Annotated in this window: 18 protein-coding genes and 1 tRNA gene; 13 read left to right on the top strand and 6 right to left on the bottom strand. The window is 69.5% G+C overall.

Annotation, left to right across the window (positions count from 1 at the left end):
- Nucleotides 1-20: 20 nt before the first annotated feature.
- The 10 genes from AB0N02_RS11370 (at nucleotide 21) to AB0N02_RS11325 (ending at nucleotide 8,270) form a co-directional block, all read left to right on the top strand.
- A complete protein-coding gene (locus AB0N02_RS11370; protein ID WP_363944979.1) occupies nucleotides 21-623 on the top strand; it encodes a DUF501 domain-containing protein in 603 nt (200 codons plus the stop codon).
- Complete coding sequence (locus AB0N02_RS11365) at nucleotides 620-1,579, top strand: Ppx/GppA phosphatase family protein (protein WP_363944977.1); 960 nt, start codon at nucleotides 620-622, stop codon at nucleotides 1,577-1,579. The genes AB0N02_RS11370 and AB0N02_RS11365 overlap by 4 nt, the downstream gene beginning before the upstream one ends.
- Before the next feature lie 168 nt (nucleotides 1,580-1,747).
- The gene (locus AB0N02_RS11360; protein WP_363944976.1) at nucleotides 1,748-2,878 is read left to right on the top strand and encodes a hypothetical protein; all 1,131 of its coding nucleotides are present in this window, start codon (nucleotides 1,748-1,750) and stop codon (nucleotides 2,876-2,878) included.
- A 210-nt stretch (nucleotides 2,879-3,088) separates the two neighbouring features.
- Nucleotides 3,089-3,886 (top strand): uracil-DNA glycosylase, encoded by a 798-nt coding sequence (locus AB0N02_RS11355; RefSeq protein ID WP_363944975.1) that lies wholly within the window; start codon nucleotides 3,089-3,091, stop codon nucleotides 3,884-3,886.
- A 171-nt stretch (nucleotides 3,887-4,057) separates the two neighbouring features.
- Nucleotides 4,058-5,374 (top strand): FAD-dependent oxidoreductase, encoded by a 1,317-nt coding sequence (locus AB0N02_RS11350; protein ID WP_363944973.1) that lies wholly within the window; start codon nucleotides 4,058-4,060, stop codon nucleotides 5,372-5,374.
- A 294-nt stretch (nucleotides 5,375-5,668) separates the two neighbouring features.
- Nucleotides 5,669-5,741 (top strand) — tRNA-Leu (locus AB0N02_RS11345).
- Between the two features lie 232 nt (nucleotides 5,742-5,973).
- Nucleotides 5,974-6,357 (top strand): helix-turn-helix domain-containing protein, encoded by a 384-nt coding sequence (locus tag AB0N02_RS11340; protein ID WP_363944972.1) that lies wholly within the window; start codon nucleotides 5,974-5,976, stop codon nucleotides 6,355-6,357.
- Between the two features lie 148 nt (nucleotides 6,358-6,505).
- Nucleotides 6,506-7,285 (top strand): Bax inhibitor-1/YccA family protein, encoded by a 780-nt coding sequence (locus tag AB0N02_RS11335; protein WP_363944970.1) that lies wholly within the window; start codon nucleotides 6,506-6,508, stop codon nucleotides 7,283-7,285.
- 274 nt (nucleotides 7,286-7,559) lie between these two features.
- The gene (locus AB0N02_RS11330; protein ID WP_363945407.1) at nucleotides 7,560-7,787 is read left to right on the top strand and encodes a DUF4287 domain-containing protein; all 228 of its coding nucleotides are present in this window, start codon (nucleotides 7,560-7,562) and stop codon (nucleotides 7,785-7,787) included.
- A 72-nt stretch (nucleotides 7,788-7,859) separates the two neighbouring features.
- Nucleotides 7,860-8,270, top strand: a complete 411-nt coding sequence (locus tag AB0N02_RS11325) for a PPOX class F420-dependent oxidoreductase (protein ID WP_363944969.1) — start codon at nucleotides 7,860-7,862, stop codon at nucleotides 8,268-8,270.
- A 57-nt stretch (nucleotides 8,271-8,327) separates the two neighbouring features.
- On the opposite strand, the gene AB0N02_RS11320 is transcribed toward AB0N02_RS11325, so the two are convergent.
- The 3 genes from AB0N02_RS11320 to AB0N02_RS11310 form a co-directional block, all read right to left on the bottom strand.
- Nucleotides 8,328-9,548, bottom strand: a complete 1,221-nt coding sequence (locus tag AB0N02_RS11320; protein ID WP_363944968.1) for an acetyl-CoA C-acetyltransferase — start codon at nucleotides 9,546-9,548, stop codon at nucleotides 8,328-8,330.
- Nucleotides 9,549-9,698: 150 nt separating this feature from the next.
- On the bottom strand, nucleotides 9,699-11,057 hold the full coding sequence (locus AB0N02_RS11315) for a PQQ-binding-like beta-propeller repeat protein (protein ID WP_363944967.1): 1,359 nt from the start codon (nucleotides 11,055-11,057) through the stop codon (nucleotides 9,699-9,701).
- A 53-nt stretch (nucleotides 11,058-11,110) separates the two neighbouring features.
- Nucleotides 11,111-12,085, bottom strand: coding sequence for an SGNH/GDSL hydrolase family protein (locus AB0N02_RS11310; protein ID WP_363944965.1), 975 nt, complete (start codon nucleotides 12,083-12,085; stop codon nucleotides 11,111-11,113).
- Between the two features lie 136 nt (nucleotides 12,086-12,221).
- On the opposite strand from AB0N02_RS11310, the gene AB0N02_RS11305 reads away from it, so the two are divergent.
- The gene (locus AB0N02_RS11305) at nucleotides 12,222-13,595 is read left to right on the top strand and encodes a cystathionine beta-synthase (protein ID WP_363944963.1); all 1,374 of its coding nucleotides are present in this window, start codon (nucleotides 12,222-12,224) and stop codon (nucleotides 13,593-13,595) included.
- A 129-nt stretch (nucleotides 13,596-13,724) separates the two neighbouring features.
- On the opposite strand, the gene AB0N02_RS11300 is transcribed toward AB0N02_RS11305, so the two are convergent.
- Together AB0N02_RS11300 and AB0N02_RS11295 are read right to left on the bottom strand one after the other, a co-directional pair.
- The gene (locus AB0N02_RS11300; protein ID WP_363944961.1) at nucleotides 13,725-14,579 is read right to left on the bottom strand and encodes a hypothetical protein; all 855 of its coding nucleotides are present in this window, start codon (nucleotides 14,577-14,579) and stop codon (nucleotides 13,725-13,727) included.
- A 139-nt stretch (nucleotides 14,580-14,718) separates the two neighbouring features.
- Nucleotides 14,719-15,945 carry a histidine kinase gene (locus tag AB0N02_RS11295; protein ID WP_363944959.1) on the bottom strand — a complete coding sequence of 409 codons (1,227 nt, stop codon included), beginning with the start codon at nucleotides 15,943-15,945 and terminating at the stop codon, nucleotides 14,719-14,721.
- 137 nt (nucleotides 15,946-16,082) lie between these two features.
- Between AB0N02_RS11295 and AB0N02_RS11290 the strand changes: the two genes are divergently transcribed.
- Together AB0N02_RS11290 and AB0N02_RS11285 are read left to right on the top strand one after the other, a co-directional pair.
- Entirely contained in the window at nucleotides 16,083-16,295 is a 213-nt protein-coding gene (locus AB0N02_RS11290; protein ID WP_363944958.1) for a hypothetical protein, read from the top strand.
- Nucleotides 16,296-16,559: 264 nt separating this feature from the next.
- Nucleotides 16,560-17,699, top strand: a complete 1,140-nt coding sequence (locus AB0N02_RS11285) for a cystathionine gamma-synthase (protein ID WP_363944956.1) — start codon at nucleotides 16,560-16,562, stop codon at nucleotides 17,697-17,699.
- Nucleotides 17,700-17,966: 267 nt separating this feature from the next.
- On the opposite strand, the gene AB0N02_RS11280 is transcribed toward AB0N02_RS11285, so the two are convergent.
- Nucleotides 17,967-18,431, bottom strand: coding sequence for a hypothetical protein (locus tag AB0N02_RS11280; RefSeq protein WP_363944954.1), 465 nt, complete (start codon nucleotides 18,429-18,431; stop codon nucleotides 17,967-17,969).
- Nucleotides 18,432-18,578: the final 147 nt, after the last annotated feature.

Raw genomic sequence — 18,578 nt, 5'->3', positions numbered from 1 at the left:
CTTTCAGGGGGGTGTCACGGATGGTTGACGACCGCGATGTGGCGGCGATCGAGCGGCAGCTCGGCCGGACGCCGCGAGGGCTGCGAGCGGTGGCGCACCGCTGCCCGTGCGGCCTGCCCGACGTGGTCGAGACCGCGCCCAGGCTGCCCGACGGCTCGCCGTTCCCGACGCTGTTCTACCTGACCTGCCCGAAGGCCGCCTCGGCCATCGGCAGGCTGGAGACCTCCGGGATGATGCGGGACATGCAGGCCAGGCTGGCGGAGGATCCCGGCCTGGCCGAGGCATACCAGGCGGCCCACGACGACTATGTCGCGCGCCGCGACAAGGCCGCGGCCGAGGAGGGCCTCGAACCGCTGCCCAGGGACATGCAGAGCACCGGCGGCATGCCCCTGCGGGTCAAGTGCCTGCACGCCCTGGTCGGGCACGAGCTCGCCGCCCCGGGCACGAACCCGTTCGGCCGCGAGGCCCTCGACGCGCTCGGCGAGTGGTGGGCGGCGGGACCGTGCTGCCAGGACGAGCCGGGCGACGACGACAGCGGCCGCGGCGGGCGCCGGGGGCGCGAGGGCCGTACGGACGACACCGGGGCCCGAGTGAGCACCACCACCGATGAGGAGAGCCGATGACCCGTGTCGCCGCGATCGACTGTGGGACCAACTCCGTCCGCCTGCTCGTCGCGGACGTCCACTCCGGCGTCCTGACCGACGTCGAGCGGCGGATGGAGATCGTCCGGCTGGGCCAGGGAGTGGACAGGACCGGGCGGCTGGCCCCCGAGGCCCTGGAGCGCACGTTCGCCGCGATGCGCGGCTACGCCGGGCTCATCGAGCGGCACGGTGTCTCCGCGGTGCGCGTGGTGGCGACCAGCGCCACCAGGGACGCCGCCAACCGCCAGGACTTCGTGGACGGGGTGCGCGAGATCTTCGGGGTCGAGCCGGAGGTGATCACCGGCGCCGAGGAGGCCGAGCTGTCCTTCAGCGGGGCCACCCGCGACCTGGTACGGCTGTCGCCCGAGACCGGCCTGCCGACCCCCGACGGCACCCGGCCCCCCTATCTCGTGTTCGACATCGGCGGCGGCTCGACCGAGTTCGTGATCGGCTCGACGCACGCCGAGGCGGCGCTGTCGGTGGACATCGGCTGCGTGCGGCTGACCGAACGGCACCTGCGGGGCTCGGTCGCCCCGCCGTCGCCGGAGGTGGTCGAGGCCATGACCGCCGACATCGACGACGCGCTGGACCGGGTCTCGGAGAAGGTGCCGGTGGAGCGGGCGCTGACGCTGGTCGGGCTGGCGGGGTCCGTTACCACCGTCGCGGGAATAGCGCTTGACCTGCCCGAATATGACCCGGCGAAAATTCACCATTCGCGAATTCCGGCAAATCGGGCGCACGACATTTCCCGCAGGCTTCTGGAGATGACCCACGACGAGCGCGCCGCGATCGGAGTGATGCATCCCGGACGGGTCGACGTCATCGGGGCGGGCGCCCTCATTCTCGACCGGATCCTGCGCCGGTACGGCTTCACCGAGGTTGTCGTCAGTGAACGCGACATTCTTGACGGAATCGCCTGGTCGGCATCTAAACCTTAATGAGATCTAGACATTTGACTTGTTGATGGGGTATTGAGAGATCCTTCCGTTCATGGTTAGGTAAAGGAGCTTTAGCGAGGCTTTGCCGTGGGGCCCGGCACAGCTGGTGTCGGGGCGGCAACCGTCTCCGAAGCGCATTCGCTTCCTAACGAAACGGAGCAACCCCTCATGAAGTCCGGACTAGCACGCAAGCTAGCCGCGGTGGGCGCCGGCACGGCCATGCTGGCGACGATGGCGACCGGCCTGCTGGCCTCGCCCGCGGCGGCGGCGAGCGGATCCACCAGCCAGACGGCCGCCTCGGCCGTCGCCAAGCCGAGGCCCGCGGTCTCGGTCGGTACCCCCAAGGCGTCCCCTTCCAACTACGAGGGCGACTGCCCGGTGAAGGTGACCTTCTCCTCGACCATCAAGGTGAAGGCCGTCGCGGGCAAGACCACGGTCGCCTACCGCTGGCTGCGGGGCGACGGGTCCAAGAGCAAGGTCAAGACCCTTGTCCTGAAGGGCAAGGGCGCCAAGAGCGTCACCGTCAAGGAGGCGACCACCTTCAAGGGTGACGTCAAGGGCTGGCAGGCCCTGCAGGTCCTGGCGCCCCGCGCCGCGACCTCGAGCAAGGGCCGCTTCGCCGTCTCCTGCGGTGGCGGCGAGGAGGGCGACGGCAAGCAGGTCGTCGAGACCGGCGTCCACGCCCAGGCGTGGGTCGACGAGGGCAACTGCGAGGCTGCCCTGATCGGCCGCATCAGCACCTCCAGCCCGGCCTGGGTGGAGTACCGCTGGGTGGTCAACGGCCACGTGGTCGACCGCGACGCCGTCCGCGTCGAGGGCTCCCGCAAGGTCGTCCACGTGATCAGGCCGCACCGCGACCTGAGCGGCTGGGCGTCCCTGGAGATCGTGGACCCGGTCCAGGCCTCCTCGGGCCGCGTCGGCTTCAGGGTCTGGTGCAAGGACGAGACCCCCAGGGCTCCCAAGGTCACCGCGTCCGTCAGCGCGCCCGACGCCTACACCGGCACCTGCCCGACCACCCGCGCCTTCACCGGCACGATCAGCGTCCTGCCGCACGAGCGTGGCACCGTGAAGTACCGCTGGATCCGTGACGGTGTCCCGGGCAACTGGGAGGAGACCTACTTCAACGGCACCTACCAGAGCCGCATCGTGACCGACTCCTGGACCGCCTCGGCGTCCGGGACCGGCAAGCGTGCGATCGAGCTGTTCGGCGGTTCCACCACCGGCACCGTCGAGGGCAAGGTGACCTGCCAGGTCCCCACGCCCACCCCGACGCCCACCTCCACGAACACGCCGGCCTGAACCCTGGGCGGGAACGTCTCGGCCAGGTGACCGGGGCCGATGCCCGGTAGCGGGACCGGTCTGACGGTTCCACCTGAACGAGGGCTCCACCCGAACGAAGAGAGCGGCGTCCGCATCCGGCGGGCGCCGCTTTCGTTTTCCCGTCACGCCCGCCCGCCGCTCTCGCCCTCGTGTCCGCCGGTGTGACGGCGTGGTGGCACGATCGGAGGCATGACCTTCGTTCCTCCCGGATCCGGCTGGCCCGGTGATCCCGCCGGCCCCGACACCCCCGTCGCCCACGACCCCGCCGAGGTCGGCGAGCTCGCCGGAGCGAGCCGTACGCTCGGCGAACTCACGGCCGGGCAGTCCGTCTGCCGGGCGTGCCCGCGCCTGGTCGAGTGGCGCGAGGAGGTGGCGACGGTCAAGCGGCGGGCGTTTGCCGGGGAGACCTACTGGGGACGGCCCATCGCGGGGTGGGGGGAGGAACGGCCCGAGGTCCTCATCGTCGGGCTGGCCCCGGCCGCGCACGGCGGGAACCGCACCGGACGGATCTTCACCGGGGACCGCAGCGGTGACTGGCTGTTCGCCTCGCTGTACCGGACCGGTCTGGCCGCGCAGGAGACCAGCGTTCACGCGGGAGACGGGCAGCGTCTCATCGGCGCGCGGATGCTGGCGGCCGTACGGTGTGCCCCGCCCGCCAACAAGCCCGAACCGTCGGAGCGGGCGACCTGCTTCCCATGGCTGGCCCGGGAGGTCGAGCTGGTCGCGGAGAGCTTGCGCGTGGTCGTCGCGCTGGGCGGCTTCGCCTGGCAGGCGATCTGGCCCGCGTTGCGGGCGGCCGGGTACGTCCTGCCGACGCCGAGACCGTCCTTCGGGCACGGCGTGGAGGTCGAAATCTCCAGAGATGGAACTCCGGCGCATCTTCTGGGGTGTTATCACCCGAGCCAGCAGAACACTTTCACCGGCCGCGTCACCGCCGAGATGCTCGATGCCCTCTTCACCAGGGCAAACGCGCTGCGAAGCTTGTGAACTCGATCACAAAGAGAATATCGACAGAACTTCGCTCGGGAAGATGGTGATGATCTGCCGATTCTGGAAACTATGACGAAAATTACATGGGGGGTGCCTGGTGTCGTCTTTGGGGGGCACGTATGCTTGTGAAAGCTTTCACAAGGCCTCGGACCTAAGGATGACGTCGAAGTGAACCGCAACTCCAAGCACATCGTGGTCGTCGGTGGGGGCTACGTCGGGCTCTACACCGTGCTGCGCCTGCAGCACACACTCCGCAAGGAACTGCGCGACGGTAGCGTTCGCATCACCGTCCTCACCCCCGAATCCCACATGACCTACCAGCCGTTCCTTCCCGAGGCGGCGGCCGGAAACCTCTCGCCCAGGCACGTGGTCGTGCCGCTCCGCCGGGTGCTGTCGAGGGCGAGGATCCTCAACGGCAAGGTCACCAAGGTCAACCACGCCGCCAAGTCCGTTTCCTTCGAGCCGAACGTCGGCACCCCGCACGACCTCGACTACGACATCCTCGTCATGGCCGCGGGCTCGGTCTCCCGCACCCTGCCCATCCCCGGCCTCGCCGACGCCGCGATCGGGTTCAAGACCGTCGGTGAGGCGATCGCGCTGCGCAACCGCGTGCTGGAGCTCCTGGACCGGGCCGAGACCGACGGCGACGAGGCCCTGCGCAAGAGGGCGCTGACCTTCGTCGTGGTCGGCGGCGGCTTCGCGGGCGTCGAGGCGCTCGCCGAGCTGGAGGACATGGCCGTCGACGCGGTCCGCTACTACCGCAACGTCTCGCGCGAGGACATGCGCTGGGTCCTCGTCGAGGCGACCGACCGGATCCTGCCCGAGGTCGGCCCCGAGATGGGCAAGTGGACCGCCGAGCAGCTCCGCGAGCGCGGCATCGACGTCAAGCTGAAGACCCGCCTCGACTCCTGCGAGGGCGGCCTGGTGAAGCTCTCCGACGGTGAGGAGTTCGAGTCCGCCACCATCGTGTGGACCGCGGGGGTCAAGCCGAGCCCGGTCGTCAACGCCGGGGACCTCCCCCTGGACGAGCGCGGCCGGATCAAGACGACCACCCGCCTGACGGTGGCCGGGGTCGAGAACGCCTTCTCCGCCGGGGACGTGGCCGGGGTGCCCGACGTGACCAATCCGGGCCAGTACTGTGCGCCCAACGCCCAGCACGCCGTACGGCAGGCCAAGGTGCTCGCCGACAACATCACCCGCCAGCTCCACGGGCAGCCGCTGGTCGACTACCGGCACAAGTACGTCGGCTCGGTCGCGGGCCTCGGCCTCCACAAGGGCGTGGCCAACGTCTACGGGATCAAGCTGCGCGGGCTGCCCGCCTGGTTCATGCACCGCACCTACCACCTGTCGCGGGTGCCGACCGTCAACCGCAAGGTCCGCGTGATGATGGACTGGACCCTCGCGCTGTTCTTCAAGCGGGAGACCGTCTCGCTCGGCGAGATCGAGGCGCCGCGCGAGGAGTTCCACAGGGCCGCCACGACCTGAGGCCCGCACCTGTCCGAGAGACCCCGGTGATCCGGGGTCTCTCGGCGTTTCCGGGGCGGCGTTTCCAGAAACGGCGTTTCCGGGGCCGATCACGTGAACGCTCGACGTTCGGGTGCGCACCCCGCGTGATGGCCGGTTCGTGAGATCCTTCCGGATGGAGCGGGAGCATGGGCAAAGCCCCCGATTCCATGGACGGAGCTCAACTCGAAGATCGAAACACCGCATCATGTTTGTGTGACGCCTGATACAAAGTTGTGCTCCTCGGATGAGTGGTCAGTTACGTATGATTGCGGCGTCCCCGTAGCCCAATGGCAGAGGCAAACCCCTTAAAAGGGTTCGAGTGAGGGTTCGAGTCCCTCCGGGGGCACTCGTGGTGATCTGTGCAATTCGGCCCGCGACCAGGGAAAACCCGGTCGCGGGCCTTTCTCTTTCACCGGGTCGTCTACCGCGGGTGCGGATCGTATAGGGTTCGCCGGTCAAAATGCCGGTCCGCAAATCCAGGTCACCCCGAGACCGGGGTCCATCCCCTCGTTCTGGGATTGACGGGATTCGGTTCGCGGCGGTGGGATTTCCTGACACCCAGGTATAGAATGGTAACCATGGGCGATGATCGAACCCTGGACGAGGTGCTGCGGGCCAACGGAGTCGCCCGGCAGGTCGTCGGGCACATCGGGGACAAGTGGTCACTCCTGGTGATCGCGGCCCTCGGGGACGAGGCGCAGCGCTTCTCCCGGCTCAAGGCCAGAGTGGAGGGCATCAACCAGCGCATGCTCACCCAGACCCTGCGCGCCCTCGAGCGCGACGGCATCGTCGAGCGCAACGTCTATCCGACCTCGCCGCCCAAAGTGGAATACGTGCTCACCAGGATCGGGCAGGAGTTGCTCGTCACCGTGACGGGCATCTGTGAGTGGGCCCGGCGGAACCTCGCCGAAGTCGAGGCGTCCCAGCGTCTTTTCGACCAGCGGGTCGTGACGCCTCTGTGAAAGCCGGGAACCGAGGGGGCCGGCCGCTCGTTGGATCCTTCGGCGGTAGCCGTACGGCAGCCGACCCGAAAACGGATATCAACACGATACGGCCGCGTGACAACCGATCTAATACGCTGATCGCATAGGTCGCAGCGTGGAGGCAGCGATGGAAAGTAAGAACCCCGTATTCAGCAGGCAGTCCCGCGGCCAGCAGCAGGCATGGGGGACGCCGAGCCCCGAGCAGCTCCGCGGCATGTACGACGCCCCGGCCTACGCGCCTCCCGCGCAGCGGGCGATGACGATCGACGACGTGGTCGTGCGCGGTTTCATCACCCTGGGCACGCTGGTCGTCTCAGCCGCGGTGGCCTGGGCGCTGAACCTCGGTGTGGCCGCGATGGCCATCGGCGCGATCGTCGGCCTGGTGCTCGCTCTGATCGTCTCGTTCAAGCAGAGCACGAACCCGGCGTTGATCCTCGGCTACTCGGTCGCCTACGGCGTGGCCGTCGGTGTGGCCAGCCACATCTACAACGACCTGTACAGCGGTGTCGTCTTCCAGGCGGTGGTCGGCACGGCCCTCGCCTTCGGCGCGATGCTGACGGTCTACGCCCTGCGCATCGTCCGCGTCACGCCGAAGTTCACCAAGTTCGTCGTCGCGGCGGGCCTCGGCCTGATGGGCCTCATGCTCGTCAACTGGGTGGCGAGCTTCTTCATCGCCGACGGCATCGGCATCCGCTCCGGCGGCCTGCTGGCGTACGTCTTCAGCATCGCGGCGATCCTGGTCGGCTGCTTCTTCCTGCTCCTCGACTTCGACTCGGTCGAGCAGGGCGTGCGGGCGGGCGTCCCGGAGAAGTACTCCTGGCTGATGGCCTTCGGCCTGACGGTGACCCTGGTCTGGATCTACCTGGAGATCCTGCGCTTCCTGAGCTACTTCACAAGCAACGATTAGCGGCCGGGCCGCTGAACCGCTGGGCGAAACCCCCGCCGGAACCCCTCCGGCGGGGGTTTCGCCTTTCCGGCGGGCTGTACGCCGGGCAGCGGAGAGATGAGGGAGGCGAAAGAGAAGGCTGGGATGGATGTGTGATGGACGTCCGAAAGACCGGAAAGTAAACAGAAAGCGACACCGCGGCGACGAAAACCGTGGACGGGCAGGTCGTAAGACTTGCCATCTGCGATTTCGTGAGGCACTGTCAAGCAAAGGAGCCCTATCCGTGGAGGTGCCCATGTCGTTGAACCACTCACTGGAGACGCAGAGCAAACTGATCGCAAGAGTCCCGGACATCACCGGACGCGCACTCCCAGAGTGGTTCCAAACCATCGACAACGGCCCGTCTTTCCTGCGCTGTGAGGAGCGCGCCAACTGGCTCGCCGACGAGCACGGGCTGTCCCACGGCTACGCCGCCGCCATCGTGCGTGAGCACGAGCGTTACCGCCGCAGCCGTCACCTGTAAGCCGAGCGTCTTCGCAAGCCCGCACCCCGGCCCGGTGGTGCGGGCTTTCACGCGTCCGGCCATGATGGGATCATGGATCTCGACAAGGCACGTGACTTCATCCGCGACAACCACCGTGCGGTCCTGCTGACCAGGCACGCCGACGGACGTCCTCAGATGTCCCCGGTGACGGTGGGACTGGACGCCGAAGGGCGCGCGATCATCAGCAGCAGGGAGACCGCCGCGAAGGTCCGGAACCTCCGCAGGGATCCCCGGGCGACGCTCTGCGTGACGACCGACGCCTTCTTCGGCCCGTGGATCCAGATCGAGGGCGACACGGAGGTCGTCTCGCTGCCGGAGGCGATGGAGCATCTGGTGAGCTACTACCGCGACATCTCCGGCGAGCACCCCGACTGGGACGACTACCGGGCCGCCATGGAGCGGGACCGGCGGGTGATCCTGCGAATCGAGATCACCCGCGCCGGCCCCGACATCCACGGCTGATCCGACATCCACGGCTGACCCGGCCCCGCCTCCACGGGAGGCGGTGTTCCAGCTGTTCTAGCTGAGGCGTTCCAGGATCATGGCCATGCCCTGGCCGCCGCCCACGCACATGGTCTCCAGGCCGATCGTCCTGTCGTGGAAGCGGAGGCTGTTGACCAGCGTGGAGGTGATCCGGGCGCCGGTCATGCCGAACGGGTGGCCGACCGCGATGGCGCCGCCGTTGACGTTGAGGCGGTCGAGGTCGACGCCGAGGTCCCGGTAGGACGGGATGACCTGGGCGGCGAACGCCTCGTTGATCTCGACGAGGTCCACGTCACCGATGGACATGCCCGCCCGTGCCAGGGCCTGCCTGGAGGCCTCGACCGGCCCCAGTCCCATGATCTCGGGGGACAGGCCGGTCACTCCGGTGGAGACGATCCGGGCCAGCGGGGTGATGCCCAGTTCGGCGGCCCTGGTGTCGCTCATCACGATCACCGCGGCCGCGCCGTCGTTCAGCGGGCAGCAGTTTCCCGCCGTGACCGTGCCGTCCGGGCGGAAGACCGGCCTGAGCTGGGAGACGGCCTCGTAGGTCGTCCCCGCGCGGGGGCCGTCGTCCTTGTCGGCGACGGTCCCGTCGGGCAGGGTCACCGGGGTGATGTCCTTCTCCCAGAAGCCGTTGGCGATGGCCTTCTCGGCGAGGTTCTGGGAGCGGACGCCGAACTCGTCCTGCTCCTGGCGGGTCACGCCCTTCAGCCCGGCGACGTTCTCCGCGGTCTGGCCCATGGCGATGTAGACGTCGGGCAGCGCGCCGTCCTCGCGCGGGTCGTGCCAGACCCCGCCGCCGCCCTCGGCGGCCCTGGCCGTACGGTCCCACGCCTCGGCGAACAGCTCGTTCTGCGTGTCGGGGAGCGAGTCGGAGGTGCCCTTGACGGACCGCGAGACGCACTCGACGCCCGCCGAGATGAAGACGTCGCCCTCTCCCGCCCGGATGGCGTGCAGGGCCATCCGGGTGGTCTGCAGGGATGAGGCGCAGTAGCGGGTGACGGTGGCGCCGGGGACGGTGTCCAGCCCGAGGATCGTGGCCACCACGCGGCCCATGTTGTACCCCTGCTCGCCGCCGGGCAGGCCGCAGCCGAGCATCAGGTCGTCGACGGTGGCCGGGTCGAGCTCGGGCACCTTGGCCAGGGCCGCCCTGACGATCTGGACGGTCAGGTCGTCGGGACGGATGTCCTTGAGTGATCCCCTGAAGGCGCGTCCGATGGGCGAGCGCGCGGTCGCGACGATGACTGCCTCGGGCATGTGGCTCTCCTGGGTCGGTCGGTCACTCCTGAATCGGAGGCTATCTCCAGGAGACGCCGAGATCGCGACCGGGGCGGCTCGAAACAGAACTTTGTACGGCAGGCGTGAACCCTCCGGAACGGGGATCGGGGCGCGGGGAGCGGGCCGGGATCAGCCGTACATGCCGGGAGAGGTGCCGGCGCCGTCCTTGATCCCGTGCAGTCCGCCCGCTTCGTCACGCCACATCCGCCAGCCGTCCTGGCTGCCGGTGAACCAGACGGGGGGCGCCTCGGAGCCCGTCACCTTTCGCCCGCTGGCCAGGTCGAACTCGCACAGGGAGGCCACCGGGTAGAACCCCGGGGGCTGGTTCCTGAGCGCGAGCGGCTTGGGGTCGGTGACGCAGAAGGACCAGCCGTGTTCGTTCTTGACCTCCGCGGTGCGCCCGGTGGCGAGGTCGAAGGCGTTGCCCGGCTGGTCGTGCTTGAGGAAGCCGAGCTTCTCCATCCGGGCGGGGAAGGCGAGCCACCAGCCGGAGCCGGGGACCTGGGCCGCGGGGACCTGGCCGAGGACCCGTCCGCTCTCGGCGTCGAGGCGGGCGAAGCCGCCGTACTGGCCCTGCTGGTCGACCGGGCGGACCACCGGCGCGAGCCCGGGGCTGCCGCTGGGGTAGACGCGCACCACCGAGGGGCGGATCCAGTTGACCGTGCCGTCGGTGAGCTTGACGGAGAACAGGCCGAAGGAGGAGACCCTCTTCGTCGCGGGGCTGGTGTAGGGGGCGACGTAGCCGGTGAGGTTGTCGGCCGTCGCGCCGAACGACCAGCCGCCCGACAGGTCGACCCCGGAGCCGAGGGCCTGCTCGATGGGGAGCTGCCAGCCGCGCTTGCCGGACTTCAGGTCGTAGGACTCCAGGACGGGGTGCTGGGCCAGGCGCAGGAACACCGCGCGGGAGGGATCCGACCACTCGACCTCGGCGATGCCGGGGAGCTTCCACAGCTGCCTGCCGGTGGCCGGGTCGAGCACGACGAACCGGGCCTTGGCGAGCGCGGTGTGCTCGGACACGCAGACGAACGCCCCGCACCTCTGCGGCCCGAAGGTCGAGTGCAGCGGGCGGGTCCACCTCTGCACCCCCGTTCTCGCGTCACGGCCGACGAGGGTGGCGTTCCACCGGCCCGGGCGGCCCGGGCGGGCCGGATCGACCGCGACCGCGACGGCCTGTCCCGCGCCGGTCTCGATGATCGCCGGAGCCGGGATCCCCATCCCCGGCAGCCGTCCCGCCATGGTCGCGGGATGGGCCCACAGCTTCCCGCCGGTGGCCAGGTCGACGGCCACCGTCTCCAGGGTGCCGTCGGAGCGCATCGAGGTCGTCATCGCGACCCCGGCGGCGGAGGCGGTGCGGCTGACCGCGTTCACCTCGCCGTTGTGCCAGGTGGGATGGGCCGGGGTGGCTGCTTCGCTGCCGGAGCAGCCGGCCAGGGTGAGGGCTCCGGCGAGGACCGCAGCCGTTTGCGCGTAAGGCCGGATCACGGGCATTGCACTCCAATGGGGGCGAGGCGTTACGACCTCGCCGCGGAGGGTGACCGTGCTCAGACGTCGCGAGGCAGCACCCCGTGCCTCCGACGGAGCAGTGTCGCCCACCGTCCGTGGGGTCCGGTTGCTCGGCCGGCGACGCGGGTTGCGGAGACTTCGGCGCCTGGTTCCTCCGCGGCCTTGGCCGCCGCGAGATAGATCGACTCACTGCGCTCGGAACGCGGCTCTGGCCACAGTCCAAGTGCGGTGCATACAGAAGGTAGCACCGCATAAGCAATCTGTAGATAACCTTGGACAGATGGATGGAAACGATCCGGTCCGAACATTTCGCCCGGGTTTGTATCGAATTCGGCGCCCAGCAGGTCGGCGAAGGCGACCGTACGGCCGCCCGCCTCGACCACGGCCACCGTCTGCGCCGCGGCGAGCTGGCGGCTCCAGCGCCTGGTCACCCAGCGCAGCGGCTGCGCGATCGGCCTGACGGTCCCCAGATCGGGGCAGGTGCCGACGACCACCTCCGCCCCCGCCTCGCGCAGCCGCCGCACCGCCTTCTGCAGGTGCCGTACGGCGTGCGTCGGCTTCGCCTGCGTGGTGATGTCGTTGGCGCCGACGAAGACGACCGCCACCTGGGGCGCGGCTTCGAGAGCCAGATCGACCTGGTCGCCGAGATCGGCGGAGACGGCCCCCGACCTGCCGACCACGGTCAGGCGCACCGGACGCTCGGCCACGACGGCCAAACCCGTGGCGATCAGCACGCCAGGGGTCTCGGAGGCGTCGGCGGTGCCCAGACCGACCGAGGTCGAGTCGCCCAGCATGACCATCCGGATCGGCTCGCCGTCGAAGTCGCCGTACACCCCGTCGGAGGGCGGCCCCTCCATGCCGTGCGGGCGGCCCACGATGTGCCGGGCCAGCAGGGCCTCACCGAACAGCAGGCCGTACGTGACCACACCGAGCGCGGTCAGCCCTCCTCCGCCTACGGCCGCGGCGGCCGCGATGCGCCGGGCGGTCCGCGCCGCCCTCGGTGTCCAGATCACGTGGCGTTGCCCCTTCGGTACACCGCGACGGTAGCGTGGTCTTGAGACCAAGCCGAGTCCCATTCATCCCCATGAGGGCCACGGCGTTCAACACAACAAGCCGACAAGGCTGCGGTATTTCGAGGTGATCGTCGCGATGCGTGTGCATGACTCGCTCGTCGAACTGATGGGCAACACCCCCCTTGTCCGGCTGAACAGGGTGACCGCCGGGGCGCCCGCCCAGGTGCTCGCCAAGGTGGAGTACTTCAACCCGGGCGGTTCGGTGAAGGACCGGATCGCGGTGCGCATGATCGACGCGGCCGAGCAGTCGGGGGCACTGGTCCCCGGCGGCACGATCGTGGAGCCCACCTCGGGAAACACGGGCGTCGGACTGGCCATCGTGGCGCAGCAGCGCGGCTACAAGTGCCTGTTCGTCGTGCCGGACAAGGTGGCCCAGGACAAGATCGCGGTACTGCGGGCCTACGGGGCCGAGGTCGTGGTCTGCCCGACGGCGGTCTCCCCAGACCACCCCGACTCCTACTACTCCGTCTCCGACCGGCTGGCCAAGGAGACGCCGAACGCCTGGAAGCCCGACCAGTACTCCAACCCGAACAACCCCGAAAGCCACTACCTCTCCACGGGACCGGAGATCTGGGAGCAGACCGAGGGGCGGATCACCCACTTCGTGGCGGGCATCGGCACCGGCGGCACGATCAGCGGCGTCGGCCGCTACCTCAAGGAGGTCTCCGGGGGCCGGGTGAAGGTCATCGGAGCCGACCCCGAGGGTTCGGTCTACTCCGGCGGCACCGGCAGGCCGTACCTCGTCGAGGGCGTCGGCGAGGACATCTGGCCCGCCACCTACGACACCGGGATCTGCGACGAGGTCATCGCCGTCTCCGACAAGGACTCCTTCGGCATGACCCGCCGCCTGGCCAGGGAGGAGGCGCTCCTGGTGGGCGGCTCCTGCGGCATGGCCACGGTGGCGGCGCTGCGCGTGGCCAGGCGGGCCGCTCCCGAGGACGTGGTCGTGGTGCTGCTGCCCGACGGCGGCCGGGGCTACCTGTCGAAGGTCTTCAACGACGAGTGGATGGCCGACTACGGCTTCCTGACCACCTCCTCGGAGGAGGGCCTGGTCAGGGACGTACTGCACCGCAAGGGCACGGGGCTGCCCGAGTTCGTGCACACCCACCCGCACGAGTCGGTCGACACCGCCATCTCCATCATGCGGGAGTACGGCGTCTCGCAGCTGCCGGTGATGAAGGAGGAGCCGCCGGTCATGGTCGCCGAGGTGGTCGGCTCGATCCTGGAGCGCGACCTGCTCGAAGCTCTTTACCGGGGCCGGGTACGGCCGACCGACCCGCTGGCCGAGCACATGTCCCAGCCCCTGCCCATGATCGGCGCGGGCGAGCCGGTCTCCATCGCGATCGAGGCACTGGAGAAGGCCGACGCCGCGGTCGTCCTGGACGACGGCAAGCCCGTCGGCCTGCTCACCCGCCAGGACCTGCTGGCCTTCCTGGTCAACAACCACTAGTCCCGACACCGCGGACCGCCGGGCACGGCCCTCACCCGGGCCGCGCCCTCCCGGTCCGCGTTTCTCCGTTCGCGTGCCGGCCGACCTCGATCCGCCGTGTCCACATGGGTGAGGACTCCCGGGTGCCCGTCACCGCGGCGCGGTGATGATTCTCCTGGCCCCGGGAAGACCTTCCGGCAGGTCCTTGTCGTCGATGACCTGCTCGGACGGCGGGGCGGTGACGGTGACCCGCGATCCCCAGCCGGCGTACCGGGTGTCGGCTTTCCGGGTCAGCGACAGCTCGCGTCCTCCCCTGGTCTCGCTGGTCGTCAGCCGTGTCGGTAGACCTCGGCCGTCGGTCCAGAGGTTCCAGAAGATCTTCGTTCTGCCGGATCCACTCGTCGGCTCGGTGGCGAACGCGTCCGTGTGAGGAGTGGAGGCCTTGTAGAGCTCCGCGTGGCTCACCGCTCCCCGGTAGAGGAAACCGCCGGAGACGGGTTCTCCCGCCGATCCTTTCAGTACGGCCCTCAGCACCGCCGGATCGAACACGTCGATCCGCTGGGCGCTCGCCGCGGTGGCCTTGACCGGGTAGGGCATGCGCACCCAGGTCTTCCCCTCGGGGAGTGAGATGTCGTAGACGCCGCCGGAGACGTACGCGGTGTTCTCGACGACGACGATGTGGCTCGGATCGAATGCGCCCAAGGATCGGAACGCCTCCGTTTCCCTGCCCAGTGCCTTCCTGGCATGGGAGTCGAGAACCAGTTGTGAGGTGAATTCGGAGGCGACCGGGCCGGAGGGGCCGAACTGGACCCACCCGCTTCTACGGGTCTTGAGGGAGATCTGCTTTTCGTCGATCGAAAGGGAGACCTCGGAGATCTGGACGCCGTAACCGGCCTGGATCCGCTGTACGATCGCCCGCACCGGATCGGGGGAGGCGGCCTGTGCCGCGGCGGGCGGTACGAACACGATCAAAGCCAGAACCGTGAAAGCGGACCATCGTCCCATGTGCTTTTCCTTTTCCGGGGAAGGCCGGTTCGTGGGAGAGGGCCATCCTGCCGGAAGGAAATGCATATTCCGGTGTCAGCGTGTAGAGAAACGGTGCAGACGCTCAACGTCCGGTGGTCCGCGAAACGGAATCCGATGATCAGACGGGGAACTCGGCCAGGACCTCCCAGGCGCCCTCGGGGGTGTGGCCCGCGGTGAGTCGGCCGCCGAGCGCCTCGACGCGCTCGGCCATGCCCACCAGGCCGAAGCCGCCGCCCAGGCGGGAGATCCTGGCGTCGACCGCCGAGCCGTAGTTGCGCACGCGCAGCCACACCCGGCGTCCCGGACTCCCCTGGCGCTGGTCCCGCCTGGCGCCCGAGCCCGCCCTGGGGGCCCTGTCCGGCCTGGCCGTACGCTCCGAGTCGTCGCTCAGCCGGAGGTCCGCCTCGATCCATCCGGCGCCGGGGGCGTGCCTGCGCACGTTGGTGAGAGACTCCTGCAGGACCCGGTGGAGGGTGGTCATCACCTCGGGGGCCAGTGTCTCGTCGGTGATGCCGTGGCCGATGTCGAAGGCGACCTGGGGGCCGCCGGCGGAGAAGCGCTCCACCATCGTCCGCATGTCCATGAGCGTGGTGCCGGGGGAGCGGGCCGCGTCGTCCTGGGCGCGCAGCACGCTGACGAGGCGGCGCATCGACGTCAGGGCGTCGGCGCCCGCCCCGGCGATCGCGTCGAGCGCCGGGACGACCGCCTCCGGTTTCTGCTCGGCGACGACCTTGGCCGCCTGCGCCTGGACGACGATTCCCGTGATGTGGTGGGCGACCAGGTCGTGCAGCTCCCGGGCGAGCTCCAGGCGTTCGGCCCGCCGTACCGAGTTCACCGCCTCCTTGCGGCGCTCCAGCTGGAAGCGGAGGTAGGCGCCGACACCGGCGGCGAAGGACCAGCCGACGAGGACGAGGAAGCCGGCGGCCAGCGAGGCCTCGTTCTGGTGCAGACGCCCCGCGGCGGTCTCCAGCACGATCATCGAGGCCAGGGAGAAGAACGCGGCCCGCCTGATCGGCTCGATCCAGCGCAGGCCGCCGATGGTGAGGATCAGCAGCGACCCGATCTCGGCCAGGGACGGGCCGCCCCTGGCGCCGCTGAACCCGATGATCAGGGAGAAGACGAACGACACGCACAGCAGGACGGTGAATCCGCGGACCCGATGGGCGCGGCGCCGCAGCACGGCCACGATGCCGATGGCACCGCACACCGGGCCCGGCCACATGGCCAGGTCGCCGTTCGAGACCGCCACCGCTATGTCGATCAGGAGCAACAGCGCGAGCCAGCCGATCAGTGCGATTTCGCTGAGCCGTTGGATCCAGTAGACGATGCGATGCGTTTCCCCCACGGTAACCGAGCCTAGGCCCACGGGCTGACACCGGGCATCAGCCGTTCGGCCGAGCGGACCCCTGGCAGACCGGTCCTTCAGCGGAGGCGGAGCCCGGTGCCCCGAGCGGATGCTTGATACGTCGAAGGGGAGAGGAAATGACTGTCATCGGGGTCGCACTGCTGATCGTCGGGCTCGTCGTCGCGGTGTCTCTGACGCTGGCGGACCCGGTTCTGCTGTCGCGCGTCAACGGGGAGCAGGCCGAGGGCGGCAGCGGCCGTCACCTTCGGGTACCGCCGGTCGAGGCGGGCGGGGAGGTCGTACGGCTGGCCGCCCGCCACACGCGGGACCGCGAGCCGCAGGCCGCCTGACACGGGTGGCCGGAGAGGCGAGGGTTGAGAAGGGGGACGCAGGGGAGAAGGGATCCGTCACCGCGCATGCCGGCCGGTCCCCGTGAGCTCGCGGAGGGGGCGGGCTCATGGACCGGCCGGCGTGCCGGGGACGCCTGCGGATCGACCGCCTCCCATCTCCGCTCTCCGCGGATCGGCCACCGTGCCGAGAGGGGTTCTCGCAGGTGGCGGGGTCCGGGTTTCGGTGTCTGATGTCGCCCGCCCGTTTACGAGTAGCGTGGGCCTATGACTGAAGGATTCGAAACGCTGGCTATTCACGCAGGTCAAGAACCCGACCCTCACACCGGGGCCGTCGTTCCGCCGATCTACGCGGTGTCCACATACAAGCAGGACGGCGTCGGCGGACTGCGCTCCGGATATGAGTACAGCCGGTCGGCCAACCCCACCAGGACCGGACTGGAGGAGGCCATCGCCGCGGTGGAGGGCGGTTCCCGCGGTCTGGCCTTCGCCTCCGGGCTGGCGGCCGAGGACGCCGTGCTCCGTACGGTCTGCAAGCCGAGTGATCACGTCATCATTCCGAACGACGCCTACGGTGGCACCTACCGTCTGTTCGCCAAGGTTTACCAGTCGTGGGGCCTGCACTACGATCCGGTGCCGCTCGGCGACCTTGACGCCGTCGCGTCCGCCATGACGCAGAAGACGAAGATCGTCTGGGTGGAGACGCCCACCAACCCGCTGCTCGGCATCGCCGACATCGCGGCCCTGGCCCAGCTCGCCCACGAGAACGGCGCGCTGCTGGTCGTGGACAACACCTTCGCCTCGCCGTACCTCCAGCAGCCGCTGGCGCTGGGCGCCGACGTGGTCGTGCACTCGACCACGAAGTACGTGGGCGGCCACTCCGACGTGATCGGCGGGGCGCTCGTCACGGCGGACGCGGAGCTGGGGGACCGGCTCGCCTTCAACCAGAACGCCATGGGCGCGGTCGCGGGGCCGTTCGACGCATGGCTGACGCTGCGCGGGCTCAAGACGCTCGCGGTGCGGATGGAGCGCCACTGCGACAACGCCGAGCGGGTCGTCGATATGCTGCTCGCCCACCCGAAGGTGACCTCGGTGCTCTATCCGGGGCTGCCCGAGCACCCGGGACACGAGATCGCGGCCAAGCAGATGCGGCGCTTCGGCGGCATGGTCTCGTTCCGGGTCGAGGGGGGAGAGGCCGAGGCGGTCGAGATCTGCAACCGGGCCAAGCTCTTCACCCTCGGCGAGTCGCTCGGCGGGGTCGAGTCGCTGATCGAGCACCCGGGACGGATGACCCACGCCTCCGCGGCGGGTTCACCGCTGGAGGTCCCCTCGGACCTGGTCCGTCTGTCGGTCGGCATCGAGTCGGTCGACGACCTGCTCGCCGACCTCAGCCAGGCTCTGGGCTGAGGCCGTCCCCCGGGGGAGGCCCTCCCCGGACAAGACCGCTCCCCTGAGGGGGCCGGATCCGGGCTTTCCCGATCGGGTCTTCCGGGGGAGGCCGGATCCGGGCCTCCTCGATGGAGTCTTCCGGGAAGGCCGAGCCCGGACTCCCCCGATCGAGGGCGAGTCCGGGCTTCGCGCCGCCCGCCCACCTCACCGGAGCACCTGCCCCAAAGGAGTGCCCGCGCGAGGAGACGAGCGGGCCGCCGCCCGGCGGTGAGCCGCAGGAGGGGTTCAGGCCGGGCTGCCCCAGACCATCAGCACCAGGATGACCAGCCAGATCAGGGTGATCAGGCCGGAGAACGCGGCGATCCGCCCACTCTGCGCCTTGGCGGCACCGGCCACGGCAGTGCTCTCGCCGCCCCCGCCGCCCTTGCCCTCCGCGGTCTCGCCTTCGAGGACCCGGATGGCGGCGAGCTGGTCGCGGTCCACGAGGAACAGGAGCACCGCGGAGACGATGAAGAGCGTCATGGAGATCGACAGATAGGGCTTGCCGAGGTATTCGCGCCCCAGCACCAGGCCGAACAGGAACACGCCGATGGCCGCGATGCCGTAGATCCGGGTGGTCGTGTGGAGATAGCGCACGACGCTGACGTTTTTGGCGCGAATGAACCTCGGCGTGGACATGGTCGCCGCGGTGATCGGCCCGAGGGTGAAGATCGCGAAACCTATGTGCAGCCAGAGCAGCAGTTCTGTCATGAGCCAGACATTAGCCCTCGGTGATCCTGATCGGGTACGGCTCACACGGGTCCCGCCACCGGCCGGCGTCTTTCCGAGATCCTTTCGACGCCGTTCCGGTACGGCGGCCGGCACCTGGAGGCCCGGCCCGGGGGATCACCGGCCGCT

Source organism: Streptosporangium sp. NPDC051022 (assembly GCF_040683035.1).
In the GTDB taxonomy this organism is placed as follows: domain Bacteria; phylum Actinomycetota; class Actinomycetes; order Streptosporangiales; family Streptosporangiaceae; genus Streptosporangium.
The sequence above is the reverse complement of the archived record's forward strand: the minus strand, read 5'-3'. Positions and strand labels throughout refer to the sequence as shown.